This window comes from Streptomyces sp. NPDC047982 (assembly GCF_043204165.1).
Classification (GTDB): Bacteria; Actinomycetota; Actinomycetes; order Streptomycetales; family Streptomycetaceae; genus Streptomyces.
On sequence record NZ_JBIDBS010000007.1, the window covers coordinates 250,755 to 274,174 of the forward strand.

The following is a 23,420-nucleotide window of genomic DNA, read 5'->3' on the forward strand; positions in this document are numbered from 1 at the left end:
TCAGCCGAAGCCCGTCGCCAGGTACTGGTCGACGTTCTCCTTGGTGACCACCGCCGAGTAGAGGGTGAGGCTGCTCGGGATCTCCAGCTCGGCCAGGCCGCCGACGCCCTTGCCCTGGGCGAGTGCGCGGGCCAGGTCGATCGCGGAGGCGGCCATCGTCGGCGGGTACAGGACGGTGGCCTTCAGCACACCGTCGTCGGCCTTGATGGCGTCCATCGCCGCCCTGGACCCGGCGCCGCCGACCATCAGGAACTCGTCGCGGCCCGCCTGCTGAATGGCCCGCAGCGCGCCGACGCCCTGGTCGTCGTCGTGGTTCCACAGGGCGTCGATCCTCTTCTGCGCCTGGAGGAGCTGAGCCGTCTTCGCCTGCCCCGATTCGACGGTGAACTCGGCCGCCTGACGACCCACCAGCTCGATGTCGGGGTAGTTCTTCAACGCGTCGGCGAAGCCCTGGCTGCGCCGCTTGGTGAGTTCGAGGTTGTCGATGCCGGCCAGTTCGACGACCTTGGCGTCCGCCTTGCCCTTCAGCCGCTCGCCGATGTACGTACCGGCGTTGAGGCCCATGCCGTAGTTGTCGCCGCCGACCCAGCAGCGGTACGCCTGCGGGGAGGCGAAGATCCGGTCCAGGTTGACCACGGGGATTCCGGCCCGCATGGCCTCCAGGCCGACCTGGGTGAGTGCCTTGCCGTCGGCGGGGAGGACGACCAGGACGTCGACCTTCTTGTTGATGAGGGTCTTGACCTGACCGATCTGGGCGGCGGTGTCGTTGGAGCCCTCGGTGGTCTCCAGCGTCACGTCGGAGTACGTCGCCGCCCGCGCAGTGGCGTTCTCGTTGATGGCGTTGAGCCAGCCGTGGTCGGCCTGCGGGCCGGCGAAGCCGATCGTGACGTGCTTGCCGGGCCTGGCGTCGGCCGCGGCGCCGCCGCTGCGCGCGGCGTTCCCGGCCTTGGGTTCGTTGCTGGTGCAGGCGGTGAGGAGTGCGCCCGCGGACACGGCCGCGGTGCCGAACAGCAGTCCTCTGCGGCTGGTGTGTGGCATGGCTGTCCAACCCTTCATCCGGTGCGTGGCGTGTCGTACGGGGAACGGGGCGGGGAGTCGGGCGTCACGGGGCGTGTCAGGTCTCGCCGTGCGCGGACGTGCGGCGCTGGACCAGGACCGCGGCGACGATGATCGCTCCCTTGGCGATCTGCTGGACATCGCTCTGGAGGTTGTTGAGCGCGAAGATGTTGGTGATGGTGGTGAAGACGAGGACGCCGAGCACCGAACCGACGATGGTGCCGCGCCCGCCGCTGAGCAGGGTGCCGCCGATGATCGCGGCGGCGATGGCGTCCAGCTCGTACAGGTTGCCGTTGGTGTTCTGTCCCGAGCCGGACAGGATGACGAGCATGAAGGCGGCGATGCCGCAGCACAGCCCGGACAGCAGGTAGAGGCAGAGCCGCTGTCGTCGTACGTCGATGCCGGCCAGCCTGGCCGCCTCCGCGTTGCCGCCGATGGCGACCGTGCGGCGCCCGAAGGTGGTGCGGTTCAGCAGCAGCCAGCCGATGACGGTCACCGCGGCGAACATCATGACCAGCGGCGGGACGCCGAGGATGTACGAGCCGGGCAGCCCGAGGTCGAGCACCGACCGGACGGTGACGATCTGCGTCCTGCCGTCGGTGATCTGCAGGGCGAGTCCGCGCGCCGAGGCGAGCATCGCCAGGGTCGCGATGAACGGCACCATCCGCCCGTACGCGATGAGCAGCCCGTTCACCAGCCCGGCGGCGAGCCCGACGACCACGGCGGTGAACAGGATCCCCGCGAAGCCGTACTCCTGGGTGGCGACCGTGGTCGCCCAGACGGAGGCGAGCGCGACCATGGCACCGACGGAGAGATCGATGCCGCCGCTGGTGATGACGAAGGTCATCCCCACCGTCACGACACCGATGACGGAGGACTGGGTCAGGATCAGCTGGAGATTGCCGGTGTCGAGGAAGGTGTCGGGCTCGGTGAACCCGCCGACGGCGACGAGTACGGCGAGGACGCCAAGGAGCGAGAGCGTGCGCAGGTCCACGCGCGGTCCCGAGGTGCGCCGGCGCGCGTCCCGCTTCGAGGAGCCGGCGTCCGGCGCGTGCGCCCTGTCCGGCCCGCCCTGCCGTGCCGAGGAGACGGGGTGCGTCATGCTGTCGGACTCCCTTCCATCACGAGGGCGAGTACGCGGTGCTCGTCCAGCTCCCCAGCGGGCGCCGTGTGCACGACGCGGCCCTCGCGGAGCACCAGCACCCGGTCGGCGAGGCCCAGCACTTCGGGCACCTCGCTGGAGACGAGCAGGACGGCGAGGCCCTCGTCGGCCAGCCGGCGGATCACCGCGTACAACTCGGCGCGGGCGCCGACGTCGACGCCGCGGGTCGGTTCGTCGAGCAGCAGGACGCGGCATCCGCGCAGCAGCCAGCGCGCCACAACGGCCTTCTGCTGATTGCCGCCGGAGAGCGTGCGGACGGGTGCGTCGGGGTCGTCGGGGCGCAGGGAGAGTTCACGGACGGCGGCGCGGGCCGCGCGCCGTTCGGCCCCGCGATCCAGCCAACCGGCCCGGGCGAAGCGGGACAGGGAGGAGACGGAGACGTTGCGGGTGACGGATTCCAGCATCAGCAGGGCCTGCGCCTTGCGTTCCTCGGGGGCGAGTCCGACACCGGCGGCGACCGCCGCGCGGACACTGCCGGGCCGCAGCCGTCGGCCCGCGACGGTGACCCGTCCGGCGGTCGGCCTGCGGGCCCCGTAGACGGTCTCCAGGATCTCGGAACGTCCCGAGCCGACGAGCCCGGCCAGGCCGACGATCTCGCCCGCTCTCAACTCCAGGTCCAGCGGCGCGAACTCGCCCTTCCTGGCCAGCCCTTCGGCCTTCAGCACGGGGTCGGCCGCCGCGTGCGCGCCGCGCGCGGGGCGGGGCGGGAAGACGTGCTCGACGTCCCGGCCGGTCATCAGGGCGACGATGTCGCGCGTCGACGTGGACCTGACGGGCAGCCCCACGGCGACGGCGCGTCCGTCCTTCAGCACGGTCACCCGGTCGCCGATGCGACGGATCTCGTCCAGCCGGTGCGAGATGTGGACGACGGCGACCCCTTCGGCGGTGAGGGCGGCGACGACACGGAACAGGTTGTCGACCTCGTCCGGGTCGAGCGCGGCGGTCGGCTCGTCCATCACGATGAGCCGTACGTCGTGGGAGAGCGCCCGCGCCATGGACACGATCTGCTGCCCGGCCGCCGAAAGCCGGCCGACCTCGTGTGCCGGATCGATCTCGGGGTGCCCCAGGCGCTTCAGCAGCGCGACCGTGGCCGCGCGTGCCCGGCGGGTGCGGACGAGGACGCGGGCGGTGGTGGGCTCATGGCCGAGGAAGACGTTCTCGGCCACCGAGAGGCCCTGGACCAGGTCGAGTTCCTGGTAGATGGTGGCGATGCCCAGGCGCATCGCGGCGACGGGCGACTTGAGCACGACCGGCTCGCCGCACCAGGAGATCTCGCCGCCGTCGGGCCGGTGGGCCCCCGCCAGCACCTTGATGAGGGTGGACTTCCCGGCGCCGTTCTGGCCGAGGAGGCAGTGGACCTCACCGGCCCGGACCTCCAGGTCCACACCGTCGAGGGCGCGGACTCCCGGGAACGACTTGGTGATGTGGGACATGGTGAGCAGGGGTGGTTCTGGTGCCATGACGAATCCCCTCGGCGAATGGGGTCTCCCTGCTCGAGCGCAGACGAGAGCTTGGGGAGGGCCGGTGAGCGAGCGGGGTGGTACCGGGGTGCGCGCGTACGCATGTGTGCGTCGCTGCGCCTACGCGTGTGCACGGGTGTCGGTCGCGGGGCGGGCGGGTGCGGTCCTGCGCTGTACGCCGGTGTGCGGGTGGGCGGGGGTACGGGGTGCGCTGGTGCGGGGGCTCACGACCTGGGGGCGATAGGGAGCCCGCTCCCCATCGGTCCCCAGGTCGTTACGGCTGTACGGGTCCGGCTTCGCCGGTGTACGGGCTCACGGATGCATGGAGGCGGTGCTGCGGATGCACCACCGGCCCGGGGTCAGGCCGGTGAGAACACGTGGTCGCTGATGAGCCGGGCCCCGCCGATGACTCCGGCGGCGTTCCCCAACTCGCCCAGCACGATGGGAAGATTGCCGGTGGCCAGCGGCAGCGACTGGCGGTAGACCTGGGTCCGGACGCTGGCGAGCAGTGTGTGCCCGAGACCGGTCACCCCACCGCCGATCACCACCAGGCCGGGGTTGAAGAAGCTGACGAGTCCCGCGATCACCTGGCCGACCCGGTTGCCGCCCTCGCGGATCAGGCCGAGTGCCATGGCGTCACCGGCGGCCGCGGCGGCGGCCACATCGGCGGCGGTGAGAGCCCCGGCCGCCTCCAACCGGCCGGCCAGCTCCGCCGACCGCCCGGTCCGCGCCGCGTCCTGCGCGTCACGGGCGAGCGCGGCACCGCTGAAGTGGGCCTCCAGACAGCCCCGGTTGCCGCAGGCGCAGAGCCGCCCGTCGGGTTCGACCCGTATGTGGCCGATGTCCCCGGCGCTGCCGGTCGTACCCCGGTGGACCTCGCCGCCGGCCACGATGCCGCAGCCGATGCCCGTACCGATCTTGACGCAGAGGAAGTCGCCGACGGAGCGCGCGACACCGGCGTGCTGCTCCCCCATCGCCATCAGGTTCACGTCGTTGTCGACCATGACGGGGCAGCCCAGCTCCTGGCTGAGCGCCTCGCGGACCGGGAAGCCGTCCCAGCCGGGCATGATCGGCGGTGCGACCGGTACGCCTTCGGGGAAGCGGACCGGCCCGGGGACTCCGATGCCCGCGCCGTCGAAGCCCTCGGCGAGTCCGGAGGCCCGGAGCCCGGCCGCCATCGCGAGCACCTGCTCGAAGACGGCGACGGGGCCCTCGCGCACGTCCATGGGGTGATTGAGGTGGCCCAGGACCTCCAACTCGGCGTTGGTCACGGCCACATCGACGGACGTGGCCCCGATGTCGACGCCGAGGAAGCGCAGTCGCGGGTCGAGCCGGATGTTGTGCGAACGGCGCCCGCCCCGGGACGCGGCGAGCCCGTCGGCCACGACGAGTCCGGTCCCCAGCAGCCGGTCGACCTCGACGGCGAGCTTGGAACGGGAGAGTTCGACCTGGTCCCCCAACTGCGCCCGCGAGTGGGGGCCGCCGTCGCGCAACAGCCTGAGCAGCCGCGCCTGATGCGCGTTCGCGGGTCGTGCCGTCATGCGTCTCACGCGCCCCTCCCCGCCTCATCGGCCTGTCCGTCCGGGCTTTCGAGGGGAACGTAGCAGCGGTTGCCGGGGGTGGGAAGAAGTCGCGTCGGAATCCGTCTCAACTTTCTCCACATCGTGGACAAAGCCGTTGGTCCGTCGGCTCGTCGACCCGAGTGGCGCCGTGTTCCGGCGCGGGGCCCTTCCGGCTCCGGTACGACGCCCCTCCCCGGCACCCTCGCGGGCGAGGTCACGGACTCAGGGGCAGCGGATCACCTGACCCGCGTACGACAGGTTCCCGCCGAAGGCGAACAGCAGCACCGGGTCGCCGGAGTGCACCTCTCCGCGCTCCACCAGCTTGGACAGGGCCATCGGGACGGAGGCGGCCGAGGTGTTGCCGGAATCCACGACGTCCCGGGCGACGATCGCGTTGACCGCGCCGATCTTCCTGGCGATGGGCTCGATGATCCTGAGATTCGCCTGGTGCAGCACCACCGCGGCCAGCTCCTCCGGCGTGACGCCTGCCTTGTCGCACACCTTGCGGGCGATGGGCGGCAGTTGGGTGGTGGCCCAGCGGTACACGGACTGCCCCTCCTGCGCGAAGCGCGGGGGCGTGCCCTCGATCCGTACCGCGTGCCCCATCTGCGGAACCGATCCCCACAGCACGGGACCGATCCCGGGCCGGCCCCCACCGTCCGCACGCGCATCGCCGCGATCCGCGACGACGACCGCGGCGCCGGCTCCGTCACCGACGAGCACGCAGGTACTGCGATCGGTCCAGTCCGCGACATCCCCCATCTTGTCGGCGCCGATCACGAGGACGCGTTCGGCCGCGCCGGCCCGGATGGTGTGATCGGCGGTGGCGAGGGCGTGGGTGAAGCCGGAGCAGACCACGTTGATGTCCATCACCGCGGGCGAGGCCATGCCGAGCCGGGCAGCGACCCGCGCCGACATGCTCGGTGACCGGTCGATGGCGGTGGACGTCGCGACCAGGACCATGTCGATCTCGGCGGGCCGCAGCCCCGCCGAGGCGAGCGCCTTGGCGGCCGCGTTCGCGGCCAGTTCGTCGACCGGCTCGTCAGGGCCACCCACATGGCGGGTCCTGATGCCGACGCGGCTGGTGATCCACTCGTCGCTGGTATCGACCATGGCCGCCAGGTCCTCGTTGGTGAGCACCCTGGCGGGCTGATAGTGGCCGAGCGCCACGACACGTGAGCCGGTCATGTACAGGTTCCCCTCGCTACGTATGGCAGGAACCAACCAGTCTTGGTCGCTACCGACCGGTACGGGGACACGTGTTCCCACAGGAATGGCAGGCGGTCGTTGGAGGTTCGATCACAGCCCCGCCCGCCGCCCGGCCCCGGACCTCCCCGACGTGGGCCGCGGGGCCCGCGAAACGGGGCCGCCGGGCGGCGGCCACCACCAGCGCGCACGCGGCGACGGCCTCGATGGCAGACTCCCTGTGCAGGACGACGACAGGACGACGAGGCGGTCGAGGCCGCCTCCCCGCACGACGAGAATCGGGTTCACGGCTATGGGACGGGTCACCGAGCGCCGCCGCACCATCCGCATCCGGGACGGGGCGGTCTCCGCGCGCCCCGACACACTCGTCGCCGAGGAGCCCCTGGAGATCCGGCTGAACGGCAGGCCGCTCGCCATCACGATGCGCACCCCGGGCGACGACTTCGCGCTGGCGGCGGGCTTCCTGGTGAGCGAGGGCGTCGTCGGCGACGGCTCCGAGGTGCAGTCGATCGTCTACTGCGCCGGGGCGACGGCGGAGGGTGGGAACACGTACAACGTGGTGGACGTGAGGCTCGCCCCCGGCGTCCCGGTCCCCGACGTCGCGCTCGAACGCCATGTGTACACCACGTCGTCCTGCGGCCTGTGCGGCAAGGCGAGCCTCGACGTGGTCCGCACCACCACCCGGCACCCGATCGCCGACGCTCCCCCGCTCCTGGTCGAGCCCGCGCTGCTCGCGGCCCTGCCGGACCGGCTGCGGGCGGCGCAGCCGGTCTTCGACCGCACCGGAGGTCTCCACGCGGCGGCGCTCTTCTCGGAGGCGGGCGAGCTCCTGGACGTCCGGGAGGACGTCGGCCGCCACAACGCGGTGGACAAACTCGTCGGCCGGGCCCTGACCGACCGGCGGCTGCCGCTGTCCCGGACGATCCTGCTGGTGTCGGGGCGTGCCTCGTTCGAGCTGGCCCAGAAGGCCGTGATGGCCGGTATCCCGATGCTCGCGGCGGTCTCGGCGCCGTCGTCCCTCGCCGTGGACCTGGCGGCCGAGACCGGACTGACCCTGGTGGGCTTCCTGCGGGGACCGTCGATGAACGTGTACGCGGGCGAGCAGCGCATCGTCCTGGAGCCGACGGCCGGCCAGGACTGACACGCCGCCGGGCGTCCCGCGGGCCGGCATCCGCGTCGCCCCGCGCCCGCGCGCATCTGCCCGCACCGAAGGGCCGGGTTCCGATCCCGCCCCGCCGGCCGGCAGCCTCGCCGCCCACGCCCCGGGCGCTGCCCCGCCCCGGCCCTGCCGGCGCACGGTCACGGCCGTCCGGCCACCGGGCCCTGTGTCATGTCGCGGTCCTCTCGGTCACCGCGCCGCCGCGCCGCCCCGGCTGCTCGTCGGTCCCCGGCGCCACGGATGTCTCCGCAGGCTCCACGAGCGTCTCCGCGCGCTCGGGGGCCGCCTCCGGCAGATCGCGCGAGCGGCGCTTGGCGAGCACCGCGCACACCATCAGCTGCATCTGGTGGAAGAGCATGAGCGGCAGCACGGCGAGGGACGCCTGTGCGCCGAAGAGCACGCTCGCCATCGGCAGCCCGGAGGCGAGGCTCTTCTTCGATCCGGCGAACTGGATGGCGATCCGGTCCTCCCGGTCGAACCCCAGCCGCTTCGCCCCGTACCAGGTCAGCGTGAGCATCAGCGCGAGCAACAGCGCCTCGGCGCCGAGCAGCGCCCCGAGCCGGGCCGGGGTGACCTGGTGCCAGATGCCCGTGACCACGCCCTCGCTGAACGCCGTGTAGACGACGAGGAGGATCGAGCCGCGGTCGACGTGGCCGAGGATCTTCCTGTGGCGGGTGAGGAAGCCGCCGATCCAGCGGCGCAGCAGTTGCCCGGCCACGAACGGCAGCAGCAACTGGACCCCGATCCTCAGCAGCGCGTGGGCCGAGAAGCCGCCGCCGCTGTGGCCGAGCAGCGCGGCGGCGAGCAGCGGGGTGAGGAACATGCCGGCGATCGAGGAGAAGGAGCCCGCGCAGATCGCCGCGGGCACGTTGCCGCGGGCGATGGAGGTGAAGGCGATCGACGACTGGATGGTCGAGGGGACGAGGCAGAGGAACAGGAAGCCGCTGTGGAGCTGTGGCGTCAGGACGTACGGCACCAGTCCTCGGGCCGCCAGCCCGAGCAGCGGGAACGCAACGAAGGTGCAGGCCACAACGGTGAGGTGGAGCCTCCAGTGCGTGAGGCCGTCGACGGCCTCGGCGGTGGAGAGGCGGGCACCGTACAGGAAGAAGAGGAGCGCGACCGCTCCCGTCGAGGCGCCGCCCGCGACGTCCGCGACGGCCCCCGACGCGGGCAGTATCACCGCGACCGCGACCGTGCTGATCAGCGCCAGGATGTACGGGTCGACCGGCAGCCAGGACGGCAGCCTCGGGGTGCGGCGGCTCATGTGCTCCACACGTTCTCTCGGATCCGTTCGTTCCCTCCCATCCTGCTGACGGCCGAGGCGATCGGGAAACCCGCACACTGTTCTCACTGTCATCACGCTCCGCGATAGCCTGGGGTTTCATGTACGACCCCACGCAGCTTCGGACGTTCCTCGCCGTCGCCCAGACGTTGAGCTTCACCCAGGCCGCCCGTCGGCTGGGGGTGCGGCAGTCCACGGTGAGCCAGCACGTGCGGCGCCTGGAGGACGCGACGGGGCGGCCGTTGTTCACCCGCGACACCCACCGGGTCGATCTCACCGCGGACGGCGAGGCGATGCTCGGCTTCGCCCGGACGATACTGGAGGCCCACGAACGGGCCGCGGCCTTCTTCGCGGGGACACGGCTGCGGGGGCGGTTGCGGTTCGGGGCCTCCGAGGACGTCGTGCTGACGCGGTTGCCGGAGATCCTCGAGTCCTTCCGCCGTGATCACCCGGAGGTCGATCTGGAGCTGACGGTGGAGCTCTCCGGGATCCTGCACCAGCGGCTGGCGGCGGGGCGGCTCGATCTGGTGCTCGCCAAGCGGCGCGCGGACGACACGCACGGGGAACTCGTCTGGCGCGACGCGCTGACCTGGATCGGCGCACCGCGGCTGCGGATCGACCCGGACCGCCCGGTTCCTCTGGTGCTCTACCCGCCGCCGGGCATCACCCGGGCCCGTGCCCTGGAGGTCCTGGAGCGGCACGGCAGGTCCTGGCGGATCGCCTGTACGAGTACGAGCCTCAGCGGTCTGATCGCGGCGGCCCGTGCCGGGCTCGGCGTGATGGCCCACAGCCGCGGCCTGGTTCCGCCCGGTCTGGCGCCGCTGCCCGCCAGGTCCGGTCTGCCCGATCTGGGCGGCGTGGACTTCGTCCTGCTGCACGGCCGCCGCCGGGACGGGTCGTCGGCGGCCGACGGATCGCCGGAGGCCGCGGACGCCCTGGCCGCGGCGATCCTGACGGGCGCCGACCGGCTGATCCGTGCGCCGGAGCGGCCGGACCGGGACCCATACCCGGGCCCGCCCCATCCGTCCTGAACGTGAACGTGTCCGTCCCGAACGTGAGCGCATCCGCCCCGCACGTGAGTGACCGTCGCGCACGGATTCGGTGGAGATACCGGCGACGGCCTCTTGGACCGACCGGGCCTTGCCCATCCGGCCGGATATCGGTGGCCGGCCCGTGGGCGGGCCATGGAGTCCGCCGGTCCGGGCCCCTCCCGCCGCGCCGCCCGTTGGGGTAGCGTCGCGGCGCTGTGCGAAGCGCCACGAGGAGCAGGTCATTGCGCGATTTCACTGTCCCACCCATGGCTGCCGCTCCCCTCGTGGGCGGACTGGCCGACGTGGTGTTCGCATACGCCGAGGAAGAGCCCGACCGGATCGCCCTCGGCCGCAAGGACGGACACGGAAACTGGCGGGATGTCACCGCGGCGGCGTTCCGTGACGAGGTGCTGGCGCTGGCCAGGGGGCTGATCGCGCACGGGGTCCGGTTCGGCGACCGGGTGGCTCTGATGTCGCGCACCCGCTACGAGTGGACGCTCTTCGACTTCGCGCTGTGGTCGGTCGGCGCCCAGTCCGTGCCCGTGTATCCGACGTCCTCGGCCGAGCAGGTCCGCTGGATGCTGCACGACGCGGACGTGTCCGCCGTCATGGTCGAGCACGAGGACCACGCGATGACGGTGGCGTCGGTGATCGACCGGCTGCCCGGCATCAAACGCCTCTGGCAGCTCGACGCCGACGCGGTGGCCGAACTGGTCGACGCGGGCGCCCGGGTCGCGGACGAGGTCGTGCACCGCCACCGGCGCGCGGTGACCCCCGATTCGGTGGCGACCGTCATCTACACCTCCGGAACCACGGGACGGCCCAAGGGCTGCGTGCTCACGCACGCCAACTTCATGTTCGAGACGGACACCATGGCCTCCCGCTGGCAGTCGGCCTTCCGCTCCCGGCCGGGCGACGAGGCGGCCACCCTGCTCTTCCTGCCGCTGGCACACGTCTTCGGCCGCATGGTCGAGATCGCGGCGGTCCGCGGCCGGGTGAAGCTGGGCCACCAGCCGGCACTGTCGGCACAGGTCCTGATGCCGGACCTGGTCTCGTTCCGGCCGACGTTCGTCCTCGCCGTGCCGTACGTCTTCGAGAAGGTCTTCGCCGCCGCCCGGCGCAGGGCCGAGGCCGAGGGACGGGCCGGCGCGTTCGACAAGGCGGTGGACGTCGCCGTCATGTACGCGGAGGCGATGGAGGCGCGGGCGTTCGGCACCGGTCCGGGGCCGTCTGCCGGACTGCGTGTGCAGCACCAGTTCTTCGACAAGGTCGTGTACCGGAAGGTGCGTGAGGCGCTGGGCGGCAGGATCCGGCACGCCATGTCCGGCGGATCCGGGATGGACCGGCGGCTCGGACTGTTCTTCGAGGGCGCGGGGGTCACCGTGTACGAGGGGTACGGGCTGACCGAGTCGACCGCGGCAGCCACCGCCAATCCGCCCGAGCGCACCCGGTACGGCACGGTCGGGCAGCCGGTCCCGGGCACCACGGTGCACATCGCGGAGGACGGCGAGGTGTGGGTGCACGGTGCCCATGTGTTCGCGGGCTACCTGGGCGATCCGCAGGCCACCGCGGCCGTCCTGCGCGACGGCTGGCTGGCCACCGGTGACCTGGGGGCGCTCGACTCGGACGGCTATCTGACGATCACGGGGCGGAAGAAGGAGATCCTGGTGACGTCGGGCGGCAAGAGCGTGTCACCGGCCGGCCTGGAGGAGCGGGTGCGGGCGCATCCGCTGGTCGCGCAGTGTCTGGTGGTCGGCAACGACCGGCCGTATGTCGCGGCGCTGGTCACGATCGACCAGGACGCGGTGGAGCACTGGCTCGCCATGCGGGGCCGGGAGCGGCTCCGGCCGGAGGAACTGGCGCGCGACCCGGGCCTGGAGGCGGAGATCCGGCGCGCGGTGGTGGCCGCCAACACGGCGGTGTCCCAGGCCGAGTCGATCCGCACGTTCCGGATACTGGCGCGTCCGTTCAGCGAGGAGCACGGTCTGCTCACACCGTCGCTCAAGTTGAAGCGCAAGGCGATCGAGGAGGCGTACGCGGCGGAGGTCGACGCGTTGTACCGCTGAGGCACGGTGCGCGGTGCCGTGCCCCAGCGGTGCGGCACCGCGCCCGCCGGCGGCACGGGACGCCCCTCGGCCTCGGGTGACCGGGCCGGCCTCAGGTGATCGAGACGCGCGACAGCTTGTCCGCGCCGGGCGGCTCCTTCCCGTTGTGTGGTCGGACTCGACGGCGCCGCGGACGATCGTCGCGGACTCCGCCTCGTACCGGGTCGCGGTCGCGGCGGCGGACGGCGGCGCCGCGTGCACCGGCCCGGCGCAGAGCAGCATCACCGCGAGGGCCGCCGTTCCCCTCCGCGCCGTGGTGAGTGTTGCGACCCGCATCAGAGCTCCGTCAGGGAACCCAGTAGTTGCCGGACGCGACGATCATCGACTGAAGCTGGACGCTTCCGCCGTAGTAGGAGCCCGGGTCGATCGAGGTGCCCGCGATCTTCTTCCAGAGCGCGTCGAGCCATGCCTGGGAACCCGGGTCGGTCAGCGCGGCCACGGCGAACGGGGCGGTGAAGGCCATGTCGTGACCGCTGTCGAACGCGCTGCCGTCGAGACGGTAGCCGGTTACGATCTTGTTGGGGTCGCCGCCCGTCTTGGACTTGATCCAGGAGTTCATCTTGCGCGCCGAGGCGAGCGAGGCGCTGCCCCCTCCGGTGACGGCGTCCGCGCCGACGCGCCACGGGTCGCGGCAGGCGTTCCAGGAGTAGTCGCCGTCGTTGGGCCCTTCGAGCACCTCGCCCGGCGCGGGCTTGGCCGTGCCGTCGGTGTTGACGACGAAGTCCGCCAACAGCCCGGTGCTCGACGCGTACGTGGACTGCTGACTCGTGATCAGTTTCTGGTGGGCGGTGCGCACGGTGTCCCAGGTGCTGTCGCCCGTGGCCTTCTTGAACGCGCGGAAGTGGTCGAGCATCCAGTCCGAGGAGCGGGTCATCCAGTGGTGGGACTCCCCGGAGTCCGACCAGTCGCCGAGCAGCGTGAGGTGGGTGGTCGGGTTGATCTCGCTCTTCTTGATGGCGTTGATGCGCTTGACCGCGAGGCCCTTGTAGTCGTAAGTGCCGGACGAGCCCCACTGCTTGTCGGCGAGGAGCAGTCCGAAGGCGACGTCGAGATCGCCGTCGGTCGCGGAGTCGGATCCGTTGACGCTCTTGCAGGAGGAGTTCTGCTCGGCGGCGAGGAGGTTGGAGTTGTTGACCGAGGGGTGCGCGAGCACGTACTTCACCATGCCGTCGAAGACGGTCTTCGCGTCCGGATCGGCACCGGCCATCGTCGCCGTGATGACCATGCCGTAGCCCTGGGCCTCGGCGACGTAGGGGTGGTCGGCGTCCGGCGAGACGACCTCGTACCAGCCGTTGCCGCAGTTCTTCTTGACGAACGCGGACTTCCAGGCGTTGTACGTCTTGACCACTGCCTGGTCGAGCGTGGACTGCGAGCCGGACGGCTTCAGCGTTCCCGCCGCGTACGGGAAGGTGTGGCTGCCGAAAGGCACGGCGGGACCGGCGGCGGCGCCGTCCGCCACCGCGGAGGCGGACGGTGTGCCGAGCAGGGGCAACAGCAGTCCGGCGGCGGCGAGCGCCGCCCCGCCGACCGTCAGCTTCTTGGTGGTGATACGCATGGGACCTCCTCAGCCCTGGTACTGGACGACGATCCTGGTGAACTCGTGCGGGGTCCGGGACACCCCGTCGCAGGCGTCCGCGTCGGTGCCCGAGCCGCCCGTCGCCGCCATCACGTCGGTCGGCTTCCGCGGGTTCGCCCGGCCCGGGTACGCGTACGGGGCCGCGGCCGTCGCGGCTGCGGAGTCGGGCCCGCCGCCCGGATCACCGGCCGCCGCGCCGGCGGACGCCCTCGGCACCTGCCCCAGCAGGGGCAGCAGCAGACAACTGAGACCGGCGAGTACGGCAGCGGTACGACGTGGGGGTCGGTCACCGTGCACGGACGCTCCCTTCCAGATACACGTTAGGAAAGCTTCCTAACCATCACTGCATGGGATTCCCTCGCGGACGATCTGTCAATGCCCCTCGCGGACCCAAATATCTCTTGCCGTACGCGAGTTCGCCGGATTCCGGACACTTCGGGCATGAATCACGGCCACCGGGGCGTGAGCGGGGCCGCGACGGGCCGGTCCGTCAGGGCCGGACCTCCGCGGGCGGCCGTGCGGCAGACGGACCACCAGTCCGCTGGAAGGACCGCGTACCGGACAGGTCGCCATCGCGCCGGGGCCGCCGGGGAATGCCTGGCGCGCCCTGATCGTTGAAGGTGAGAATCCCGACCGACGACGTAAGGATCGACCGCTCGTGAGCAAGGTCCCCTCCATCACCCTCAACAACGGCGTCGAGATGCCGCAGCTCGGTTTCGGTGTCTGGCAGGTTCCGGACGACGAGGCCGAGAAGGCGGTCGCGACGGCCATCGAGTCCGGGTACCGGAGCATCGACACCGCCGCGATCTACGAGAACGAGAGGGGCACCGGCCGGGCCCTGGCGGCCTGCGGTGTCGCCCGTGAGGAACTGTTCGTCACGACGAAGCTGTGGAACAGCGAGCAGGGGTACGACTCCACCCTGCGCGCCTTCGACGCCTCGCTCGACAGGCTGGGTACGGACTACGTCGATCTGTATCTGATCCACTGGCCGCTGCCGGCGAAGGACGCGTACGTCGACACGTACAAGGCGTTCGAGAAGATCTGTTCCGAAGGCCGCGCAAGGGCCATCGGGGTCTCGAACTTCCTCCCGGAGCACCTGGAGCGCCTGCTCGGCGAGACGTCCGTGGTACCGGCGCTCAACCAGATCGAGCTCCACCCGCAGCTCCAGCAGGCCGAGTCGCGCGCCTTCCACGCCGCACACGGCATCGCGACCGAGGCATGGTCCCCGCTGGGGCAGGGCAAGGGCCTCCTGGAAGCGCCGACCGTCGTCGCGATCGCGCGGAAGCACGGCCGCACACCCGCCCAGGTGGTGCTGCGCTGGCACATCCAGGCGGGGAACGTGGTGATCCCGAAGTCCGTGACGCCGTCGCGGATCGTCGAGAACATCGACGTGTTCGGCTTCGAGCTGGACGCCGACGACCTCGCCGCGATCGCCGCACTGGACGAGGGCAAGCGCCTCGGCCCGGATCCGGCCGACTTCAACGTCGGCGCCTGAGCGGTGCCATCGCGGCCGGTGACCGCACGGGCCTTGGGGAGCACGGCCCGGACGGCCACGCGGGCCGTCGCCCGACCGGGCGACGGCCCGCCCCTGGAGACACGCGGCGCCGCAAGGGCGTCCGCGTACCGGTACGGCGGGGTCGGGAGAGCGGACCGCTGACCGCGCCGCCCGGACTTCACCCCTCCGCGGCGAGAACGCCGGGAGGGGGGTCGGCATCCGCCGAGCCCGGCCGTGCACAACCGGCCGGGACCTGACGGCCGGGACGTGGGCGGCGTCTGCCGCGCCGGCACCACGTTCGGCCGCCCCGGCCACGACCCCCGCCCGGGGCCGCGGCCGAGTGCCGCGAGCCGATGGCCGCACGCGGCGTGGCCGCTGCGGTCGGCTGGCAGTGCCTCACCGTCCGGCTTTAGTATGGCGAGGCAGGTGGATGTATTTGTCAGGCGTTTGCAGATGTGGGCATCCGGGACCGGGGTCACGATCCCGGATGTCCTGACTGGAACCCCGGCCCGATTCCGGCGGGCCGGGGTTCTACGTCGGGCCTGCGACCATCGTCACTGCGTCGGGGCCGCGACCGTCACCCTTCCTCGCCGTAGCCCTCGTCGTCGTAGTCGCCGCCGTAGCCCTCGTCGTAGTCGTCCCCGTAGTCGCCGCCGTGACCGTGGCCACGATGGTGCTCGATCACACGGAAGCTGCCGACCACGCCGTTCTCCACGCGCACGCCGCCCTTGACACGGCCCGGATGGACGCCGTCGCTGGAGCTCCACGGTCCGACGGTGGCGATGGGGGCGCCGTTGTCGCAGGTGACGCCGCGGAAGACCTCGACGGTCCGGTGGCTCTCGTTGCGGATGTTGAGGCTCTTGGAACCGAGCCCGCTGATCACGACCACGCAGCCGCCCGGGCGGTCGGAGTACGTCCGCTCGTTGATGTGGATGCGGCCCTCGTGGTGGTGGCGGTGGTGGCCGCCGTAGCCGCGGTCCTCGTGGCGCTTGCCGCCCCTGTCCTCGTTGCCCCTGTCCTCGTTGCCCTTGCCTTCATCGCCCTTGCCTGCGTCGCCGCCCTCGAGAACCGAAACGGGAGCGGCCTGCCGAACGACCGGGGCTGCCTGGACCTGCTCGGGGGTGGCGGCCGAGGCGTACGTGATACCAGTGGCTGCCACGGCCGCGGCGGCCGCGACAGCTGCGGTGACCATCGTCGAACGAGTAACCATGTCGCTTCTCCTGTCTCAGAGAGGCCGGCTGAGCAGTCGACCCGGAATGAAAGTACTTACGATTTTTCATACCTGTCATACCGGACACGTCGAAGGGCGATATCGGGACTCCGATCGGAGTACACGAGGTACGCCATATGTCATTTCTGCCTCAGCGAATTCTTCATCAACCCCCTTGAAAATAAGCTGAATTGATGCCTTGTTAGCCTGTACAGGCGAATTGCTGATGCCTCCTCACCCCCGCGACAGCGTGTCTCTTGTTGACACGCCCCGAACCATGCGGCCATTCGGGGGCGCGACCCTCCTTTTCAGGGAGGCCCCGCGGTCCGGCCTTTTCGAGCATCCGCACCCGGCATTTTCCGGCTGCCAGGCGATTTCCGGCCGACATTCGCCTCCCGGCACTCCGGCCGCCTTCGGGGTACGCCGCTCGCGGCGCGGCGGGCCGGGAGGGACGGCCGGTGCGGCCGCCGCTCCCGGCCCGCCGTGTCCGGCAGACCTCAGCCCCTCACCGGACGGGACCGCCTCGTCGGCCCACATGCACCGTGCGTGCCATGAGCAGGAAGACGTCGGGGCGACGGCGCAGTCCGGCAGGGTCCTCGGGGTCGAGGAGCCTGTCGAGCACCGCGATGTCCTCGGCCGCGAGGACTCCTTCGAGCATCTCGCGACGCCGGGTGAACTCCGCGACGACGTGGTCGCGCGCCGAATCGGACAGCGGCGCCGGGAGGTCGAGCAGGAAGCTGCGGGGACCGTGCGGCCGCAGCCCTGCCGCGCCGAGCAGTGCGCTCCAGTCCTCGGTCTCGCGCCTGGTGCCGGGCAGGGAGGCCCGCATCGACTCGAACCAGTCCGCGGTGGCCGCTTCGATCCTCGCCTCCAGCCCAGGCCGTCCCATGCCCATGTCGCGCGGCAGGTGACGGGGGGCCAGTCCGCCCTCGACCAGGGCGACGGCGCCTCCGGGGCGCAGCAGCGCGGCGAAACCGGCGAGGACGGCGCCCTGGTCGCCCATGTGGTGCAGGGCGTTGCCGGCCCAGATGAGGTCGGCCTCCCCCAGCCGGTCGAGGTCTTCGGGAAGGTCGGCCCGGTGGGTGCCGACACGATCGCCGAGACCGCGCCGTTCGGCGCGGGCCCGAGCACGCTCCAGAAGGGCCTCGGTCCCGTCGACGGCGACGACCTCCGCCTCGGGGAACACCTCGGCCAGCAGGCAGGTGATGACGCCGGGCCCGCTGCCGATGTCCAGGATCCGGCGCACTTCGGGGGCCCTGGGCAGTCCGGCGATCCAGCGGGCCGCCGCCTCGTACTGCGGGCGGCACAGTTCGCCCTCCCGCTCCAGGACCGGGGCCATGGCGTCCCAGTCGAAGTCGGCGTCCCCGTGACGATGGCCCGGGGCGGCACCCTGCCCGTGGCCGTGCGCGGCGTGGGAGGTGCCGTGCGGATGACCGTGTCCGTTGTGTTGGCTCATGGCGACAGCCTCGCCACGCCCCGACACCCCGGCAAGCTTCGTTGCCGGTTCGGCAAAACACACTCCGGTGTGCCCGGTCCGTGTCGTCGTCCATGGCCGCCCACGGCGTCGCGCATGGTCGCCCGTCGCCCCGGACGCAGTCGCCCGACGCCCCGCGCCCGGTCACCCGGCTGCCGCGCATCCGGGGTTCGGCCCCGCAACGTGACCGGCCGGACCTCGTGTCCGGCTGCTTTGGCCCCGGTGCCCTCCCCCGGGCGGCTACCGCACGCCGTGGCCGCCCGCGATCGCCGCCACCCGGGCGGCGAGGACCAGGTCGTGCTCGGTGACTACGCCACCGGCGTCATGGGTGTTCACGGACAGGGTGACGGTGTTGTATCCGAGGATCAGGTCGGAGTGGTGGTTCAGCTCGTCCTGGATCTGCGCCACGTGCACGGTCAGCCCGGCGGCGGCGAAGTGCGTGCGCAGGCGGTAGGTGCAGGTGATCCGGTCCCCCTCCAGCGACCAGCCGGGCAGGTCGCCCAGACGTTCCTCGATCTCCTGCCGCGACAGTGGTTCGGCGGGCATGGTGCGACTCCCTCACGAGCGGTCGGTTCCGGTCGGCGGTGGCGGTGACGTTACGGTCTGGGTATGACAACTGTCGCGTTTGACACGGGCGTAGGGCCGCTGCTGCGCCGTTGGCGGGAGCAGCGACGGATCAGCCAGTTGGAGCTGGCGCTCCGTGCCGACTCCTCCGCCCGGCACATCTCCTTCATCGAGACGGGTCGCTCCCGCCCCAGCGAGGACATGGTCCTGCGGCTGGCGGAACACCTGGACGTCCCGGTCAGGGAACGCAATGCCCTGCTGGTGATGGCCGGTTACGCACCGCGGTACGCGCAGACCTCGTTCGACGACCCCGCGCTGGCCCCGGTGCGCGAGGGGATGGAGCGGCTGCTCCGGGGCTACGACCCGTATCCGGCGCTGGTCGTCGACGGCGTGTACGACGTGGTGGCGGCCAACCGGGGGATCGAGATGCTGCTGGAGGGGGTGGCCGGGCATCTGCTGGTGCCGCGGTTGAACGCGATGCGGCTCACGCTCCACCCGGAGGGCCTGGCGCCACGCATCCGCAACCTCCGCGAGTGGCGTGCCGATCTGCTCGCGCAGATGAGGCGTCAGATCGCCCTGGCCCGTTCGGCGGAACTGCGCGAGCTGTACGAGGAGGTCGCCGGCTACCCGTCACCGGAGCCTGCCGACGGGACGGACGGCTCCGGGGCGGCCGGGAACACGGACGGTCCGGTCAGGAAGGCGGACGGGGCCGCCGCGAGCGCGGAGCGGGCTGGCGGCGGGGCCCATGCCGCGTCGGGCATCCCGTCGTTCGCGTTGCCGTTGCACATCGAGCACGGCGGCCGGGTGCTCTCGTTCATCTCGTCCATCGCGACGTTCAACACGCCGATGGATGTGACGGTGGCCGAGCTGGCCATCGAGACGTTCCTGCCCGCCGACCCGGCGACCGCCGATCATCTGCGGTCCCTCGCTTCCTGACGGTCGGGCGGGTCCGGGGCGCCGATGCCGCCCGCCCCCCTTCCCGAGGTCGGTCACCCGGTTCGGGAAGGGGCGGGCGGACGGCCGGCGCCGGTCGGAGCCGCTACACGCGTGCTCCGTTGTCGAGCGGATCCCGCTGTACCGTCCGCTTGCCGGAGCGGTTCCTCGGGGCCCGCTTCCGGGCGGGCGGCGGGGCCTTGCTGCTGCGTTCCAGCAGGAGTGCGGTCGGTACGGCGGTCATCACCGAGGAGTACGTTCCGACGCAGATCCCGATCAGCAGGGCGAGGGCGAAGTCCGCGAGCGAGTCACCGCCGAGCACGGCGAGGGCGGCCAGGATGAAGAGGGCGCCCATGCCCGTGTTGACGGTTCGGGGCACGGTCTGGAGCACCGCCCGGTTGGCGACCGTGGCGACGGGTGTGCGGCGGGCCTTCGCCCACAGTTCCCGGACCCGGTCGAAGACCACCACGGAGTCGTTGACGGAGTACCCGATGACGGTGAGGAGCGCGGCGAGGAAGATGCCGTCGACGGTGCGTCCGAGCCAGGCGAAGGCGCCGATCAGGATGATGACATCGTGGACCAGCGCCGCGACCGCGCCCACGGCGAACGTCCAGCGGAACCGGATCGCCAGGTATGCCAGCTGTACGAAGACGGCGATGCAGAGCGCGATCAGGGCGTTGCGCCGGAGTTCGTCGCCGAGGCTGGGGCCGATGAGCTCGTCGCGGACCTTGGTGGTCTCGCCCCCCTCCTTCGCGAGGGCGGTGCGCAGGGTGTGTTCGCCGTCGTTGTCGAGCTTCCCGGTGCGTACGGAGAGGTCGCCGGCACCCGCCGTGGTGACCTCGGCGTCGGGGAATCCCGCGTCCGCCAGGAGGGTCCGGGCGCGTTCCACGTCGACGGGCTTGCTCGTCGAGTACTCGACGAGCCGGCCGCCGGTGAACTCGACCCCGAGGTTGACGCCGCGTACGACGATGCCGAGGACCGCGACGACGATCAGCGACGTGGAGATCAGCAGCCAGCGGCGCGGGGAGCGCATCAGCTGGGGGTCGCGGCGGGCCAGCCAGGTGCGCACCCGGCCGGGGCTGGCGATGCCGTTGAGAGCTCGCCGCTTGGTGACGAAGCGGGACCCCGCGGCGATTTCGGTGAGTGCGCGCGCGACGACGAGCGCGGAGAACATCGAGGCGATCACACCGATGGCAAGGGTGACACCGAAGCCCTTCACCGGTCCGGATCCGAGGAAGAAGAGCAGACCGGCCGCGATCAGCGTCGTCACGTTGGAGTCCGCGACGGCGCTCCACGCGCCGCGGAACCCGGCGGTCAGGGAGGTGCGCAGGGAACGGTTCGGATGCTGTTCGTGCTCCTCTCTGGCGCGTTCGAAGACGAGCACGTTGGCGTCGACCGCCATGCCGATGGCCAGCACGAACCCCGCGAGCCCGGGCAGGGTGAGCGTCACACCGAGGGCGACCAGGGCGGCGTAGGAGATCAGTCCGTACGCGGCGAGCGCGAGGGCGGCGAGCGCGCCGAAGAGCCGGTAGATGATGGTGATGAACAGCGCGGTGGCCGCGGCGCCGATGACAGCGGCGCGTGCGCTGGCGTCGATGGCGTCGGCACCGAGCGTCGGGCCGACGGTGCGCTGTTCGAGGATCTCGACGGGGAGCGGCAGGGCGCCGCCCTCGATCAGCAGTGCCAGTTCACGGGCCTCCTCGGCGCTGAACGAACCGGTGATCTGGGTGGAACCGGACGGCAGGCCGACGCCGCAGGCGACCGAGGGGGACACCTGTGGCGAGGAGATGATCTGCTGGTCGAGGACGATGGCGACACGGCGGCGGTCGTCCTCGACGGGGTTGCAGGCGGCTTCGCCGGTCAGCCGGGTCCAGTCCCGTCCCGCCTTCTTGTGGAAGTCGAGCGAGACGGTCCAGCCGGCGCCCTGCTGGGCGTCGAACGAGGCAGTGGCCTCCTTGACCCCCGCTCCGGACAGCCGGGCCGGGCCCAGGTCGAGGAGACGGCCCTGTTCGTCGGGGAGCGTCAGCCCGCCGTCCGCCTTCTTGCCGCCTGTCTTTTTGTCCTCTTCCTTCTTGCCGTCGCCCTTCTTCTCATCGGCCTTCTGGTCGTCTCCGGCCTTCTGGCTGTCCGTCGTGGCGTCGGCCCCGGCCTTGTCCTCGGCCTTGTTCCCGGCGTCCGCCTTGTCCTCGGACTTGCCGTCGCCGGCCTTCCCGCCGTCCGTCTTGCCGGGCGTTTCCCCGTCGGGCTGCGTACCGGGTCCCTGAACGGCGTGGAAGCTGAGCTGGGCGGTCTTGCCGATGACCTCGGCGGCCTTGCGCGGGTCCTGGACGTCCGGCAGTTCGACGATGATCCGGTCCTCGCCGGACCGGGTCAGGGTGGGCTCGGCGACACCGAGGGAGTCGATGCGCTGGCGAAGCACCTCCAGGGTGCGATCGGTGCTCTCCCGGTCCGCCTTCGCGGTGTCCGAGTCCTTGGCCTGGAGCACCATTCTGGTGCCGCCCTGAAGGTCGAGGCCGAGTCTGGGTGACTTGTTCAGCGTGATGAGCACGGAGACGAGCAGCACGGCGACAGCCAGAACCGCCCGCACCGTGGTGGCGCGAGTCATGGGTTTCCTCCGAGGGGGCGCCGTGCGCCCTCGGCTCGGCGAGGACGGGACGGCGGTTCAGTGGGACGGGACCACCGGTGGCCGGACGGGGATCGCAGCCCGTACCGGGGCGGGTGGGCGGTGGGCGGCCGTCCTCGGAGGTCCGCGTACGCCGGGAAGCACGACGCGGAAGCGGTCGACGGTGCGCGCGAGTGCGGCGGGCACCGGTCGCAGCGGGAGGTGCGGGGTACGGATGCCCGGTGCGCCGGGCAGCAGGACGTCGGGGCCGGCCGGCGGGAGCTGCTGCAGGGCACGGGTGTGCTCGGCGCCGGCCCGGGGCTCGGGCCCGGGCCCGGTCGTGGGCGCGGGCCGGTGGCCGTCGGTGGCCGTGGCGGTACGGGCGCGGCGGGAGTCGTGGACGGTGCCCGTGCGGGCGGTCCGGTCGGTGTGCGGGATCGGCTGGCGGGCGTCGGGCGATTGCGCGGCGGGGGGCGGCGGCGCACCGGCGAACGGTCCCCCGGCGTACAGGACCCATGCCGCCGCGGGCGCGCCGCCCACGACGGTGAGCACGGCGAACAGCAGGGACGCGAGAAGCCCGCGGGCAGCCCGTGCGTGGCCGTGGCGCGCCGGTGTGTCCGGCCGGGCCCCTGGGGGCGCGTTCCCCGGGGGCGGCCCCGGGAGGGGGGTCACCTGTGTCGGCCCGACAGCGCGGGCGCCGTGGCCGCCCGGCGGAGCACCGAGTTGAGGATCAGTCCGGCACCGCGTACGACCGTGGTCGCCGGGTCGTCGACCAGACGCACCGGAGCGCCGAGCCGGACCGCTATCCGGTTGGTGACGTCCGGGCGCGCGGCACCGCCGCCCGCGAGCAGCGGGCCCTTACGCAGGGCGCCCAGGACGGCGCCGTGACGGTCCTGCTGCCACATGTCCAGGACCATGTCCAGGACGGTGCGGACGACGGCGGTGGGCGGCTCCCCGGGCCCGAGGTCGCTGAGTCCCGTCTCGGCCTGGCGGGCGTCGCGGATCTGTCCGCCGACCAGGAGCGTCGCCTCTGTCAGTTCGGCGCCGATGTCGACGACGAGCAGCGGGCCGCCGTCTCGCGGTCCGGCGCACGCGGCGGCGGCCCTCGCGCTGTCCAGGGCGATGACGCGGGTCGGCCCGAGGGAAGCGGCCGCCTCCCTCGCGGCGGCGCGGTGCTCGGCGCCGGCGAGGACGGGATGGCTGAGCACGATCACGGTGCCGCTGCGGTCCGGCCCCAGGGCCGTGTCGGCGATGCGGCCGAGCATCCGCCCGCAGGACACCGGGTCGACGATGCGCCCCCGGCGGACGGGGCGCCCGTGCCCCGGCCCGTCGGCCGCTACGGCGCAGGTGGCGGCATCGGCGACGACGCCGCGCCCGGGCACCCAGGCGCGGGTCCCGGAACTGCCGAGATCGAGCGCGAGACCGCGGGTGACGCCCTGGAACTCCTGGTGGAAGGACCGGTCGATGCTCGGTCCGTCGTGCAGCGAACGCATCGTCCCTCCCCCGGGTCTGCCGAAGCAGCCGTAGCACCCACCCACGCACC

19 protein-coding genes are annotated in these 23,420 nt (G+C 72.0%); 5 read left to right on the forward strand and 14 right to left on the reverse strand.

Annotation, left to right across the window (positions count from 1 at the left end; genetic code table 11):
* The 5 genes from ACGF2V_RS11810 to ACGF2V_RS11830 all read right to left on the reverse strand — a co-directional run bounded on the left by ACGF2V_RS11810 (position 1) and on the right by ACGF2V_RS11830 (position 6,428).
* A complete protein-coding gene (locus ACGF2V_RS11810) occupies positions 1-1,038 on the reverse strand; it encodes a substrate-binding domain-containing protein (RefSeq protein ID WP_362706508.1) in 1,038 nt (345 codons plus the stop codon).
* Between the two features lie 76 nt (positions 1,039-1,114).
* Positions 1,115-2,158, reverse strand: a complete 1,044-nt coding sequence (locus ACGF2V_RS11815; RefSeq protein ID WP_362706511.1) for an ABC transporter permease — start codon at positions 2,156-2,158, stop codon at positions 1,115-1,117.
* On the reverse strand, positions 2,155-3,678 hold the full coding sequence (locus ACGF2V_RS11820) for a sugar ABC transporter ATP-binding protein (protein WP_362706513.1): 1,524 nt from the start codon (positions 3,676-3,678) through the stop codon (positions 2,155-2,157). The genes ACGF2V_RS11815 and ACGF2V_RS11820 overlap by 4 nt, the downstream gene beginning before the upstream one ends.
* Positions 3,679-4,037: 359 nt before the next feature.
* The gene (locus tag ACGF2V_RS11825) at positions 4,038-5,219 is read right to left on the reverse strand and encodes an ROK family transcriptional regulator (protein WP_362623535.1); all 1,182 of its coding nucleotides are present in this window, start codon (positions 5,217-5,219) and stop codon (positions 4,038-4,040) included.
* A 243-nt stretch (positions 5,220-5,462) separates the two neighbouring features.
* Positions 5,463-6,428, reverse strand: a complete 966-nt coding sequence (locus tag ACGF2V_RS11830) for a beta-ketoacyl-ACP synthase III (protein ID WP_362623538.1) — start codon at positions 6,426-6,428, stop codon at positions 5,463-5,465.
* A gap of 310 nt (positions 6,429-6,738) precedes the next feature.
* Here ACGF2V_RS11830 and fdhD point away from each other — a divergent pair, with 310 nt between their 5' ends.
* Positions 6,739-7,587 (forward strand): formate dehydrogenase accessory sulfurtransferase FdhD, encoded by an 849-nt coding sequence (gene fdhD / locus ACGF2V_RS11835; protein ID WP_362623541.1) that lies wholly within the window; start codon positions 6,739-6,741, stop codon positions 7,585-7,587.
* Between the two features lie 187 nt (positions 7,588-7,774).
* On the opposite strand, the gene ACGF2V_RS11840 is transcribed toward fdhD, so the two are convergent.
* Entirely contained in the window at positions 7,775-8,869 is a 1,095-nt protein-coding gene (locus tag ACGF2V_RS11840; protein ID WP_362623544.1) for a bile acid:sodium symporter family protein, read from the reverse strand.
* 119 nt (positions 8,870-8,988) lie between these two features.
* Between ACGF2V_RS11840 and ACGF2V_RS11845 the strand changes: the two genes are divergently transcribed.
* Both ACGF2V_RS11845 and ACGF2V_RS11850 read left to right on the forward strand, forming a co-directional pair.
* Complete coding sequence (locus ACGF2V_RS11845; protein WP_362706516.1) at positions 8,989-9,918, forward strand: LysR substrate-binding domain-containing protein; 930 nt, start codon at positions 8,989-8,991, stop codon at positions 9,916-9,918.
* Positions 9,919-10,184: 266 nt separating this feature from the next.
* Positions 10,185-11,984 (forward strand): AMP-dependent synthetase/ligase, encoded by a 1,800-nt coding sequence (locus tag ACGF2V_RS11850; RefSeq protein WP_362623549.1) that lies wholly within the window; start codon positions 10,185-10,187, stop codon positions 11,982-11,984.
* Positions 11,985-12,309: 325 nt separating this feature from the next.
* Here ACGF2V_RS11850 and ACGF2V_RS11855 read toward each other — a convergent pair whose 3' ends face one another.
* Positions 12,310-13,578 (reverse strand): glycosyl hydrolase family 8, encoded by a 1,269-nt coding sequence (locus ACGF2V_RS11855; RefSeq protein ID WP_362706518.1) that lies wholly within the window; start codon positions 13,576-13,578, stop codon positions 12,310-12,312.
* 9 nt (positions 13,579-13,587) lie between these two features.
* Positions 13,588-13,896: a hypothetical protein gene (locus tag ACGF2V_RS11860; protein ID WP_362706520.1), complete on the reverse strand. Its 309-nt coding sequence runs from the start codon at positions 13,894-13,896 to the stop codon at positions 13,588-13,590.
* 361 nt (positions 13,897-14,257) lie between these two features.
* Here ACGF2V_RS11860 and ACGF2V_RS11865 point away from each other — a divergent pair, with 361 nt between their 5' ends.
* Entirely contained in the window at positions 14,258-15,094 is an 837-nt protein-coding gene (locus ACGF2V_RS11865; protein ID WP_362706522.1) for an aldo/keto reductase, read from the forward strand.
* 577 nt (positions 15,095-15,671) lie between these two features.
* Here ACGF2V_RS11865 and ACGF2V_RS11870 read toward each other — a convergent pair.
* The 3 genes from ACGF2V_RS11870 to ACGF2V_RS11880 form a co-directional block, all read right to left on the reverse strand.
* Positions 15,672-16,304: a hypothetical protein gene (locus tag ACGF2V_RS11870; RefSeq protein ID WP_362706524.1), complete on the reverse strand. Its 633-nt coding sequence runs from the start codon at positions 16,302-16,304 to the stop codon at positions 15,672-15,674.
* Positions 16,305-16,809: 505 nt separating this feature from the next.
* A complete protein-coding gene (locus ACGF2V_RS11875; protein WP_362706526.1) occupies positions 16,810-17,760 on the reverse strand; it encodes a methyltransferase domain-containing protein in 951 nt (316 codons plus the stop codon).
* 258 nt (positions 17,761-18,018) lie between these two features.
* Positions 18,019-18,324 (reverse strand): 4a-hydroxytetrahydrobiopterin dehydratase, encoded by a 306-nt coding sequence (locus tag ACGF2V_RS11880; RefSeq protein WP_362706528.1) that lies wholly within the window; start codon positions 18,322-18,324, stop codon positions 18,019-18,021.
* Between the two features lie 63 nt (positions 18,325-18,387).
* Here ACGF2V_RS11880 and ACGF2V_RS11885 point away from each other — a divergent pair, with 63 nt between their 5' ends.
* Entirely contained in the window at positions 18,388-19,278 is an 891-nt protein-coding gene (locus ACGF2V_RS11885; protein ID WP_362706531.1) for a helix-turn-helix transcriptional regulator, read from the forward strand.
* Between the two features lie 103 nt (positions 19,279-19,381).
* Here the strand turns inward: ACGF2V_RS11885 and secD are convergent, their stop codons facing one another.
* The 3 genes from secD to ACGF2V_RS11900 form a co-directional block, all read right to left on the reverse strand.
* Positions 19,382-21,880, reverse strand: coding sequence for a protein translocase subunit SecD (gene secD, locus ACGF2V_RS11890; RefSeq protein ID WP_362706534.1), 2,499 nt, complete (start codon positions 21,878-21,880; stop codon positions 19,382-19,384).
* 57 nt (positions 21,881-21,937) lie between these two features.
* Positions 21,938-22,429: a hypothetical protein gene (locus ACGF2V_RS11895; protein WP_362623576.1), complete on the reverse strand. Its 492-nt coding sequence runs from the start codon at positions 22,427-22,429 to the stop codon at positions 21,938-21,940.
* Positions 22,430-22,545: 116 nt separating this feature from the next.
* Complete coding sequence (locus ACGF2V_RS11900) at positions 22,546-23,370, reverse strand: rod shape-determining protein MreC (RefSeq protein ID WP_362623578.1); 825 nt, start codon at positions 23,368-23,370, stop codon at positions 22,546-22,548.
* Positions 23,371-23,420 lie beyond the last annotated feature (50 nt).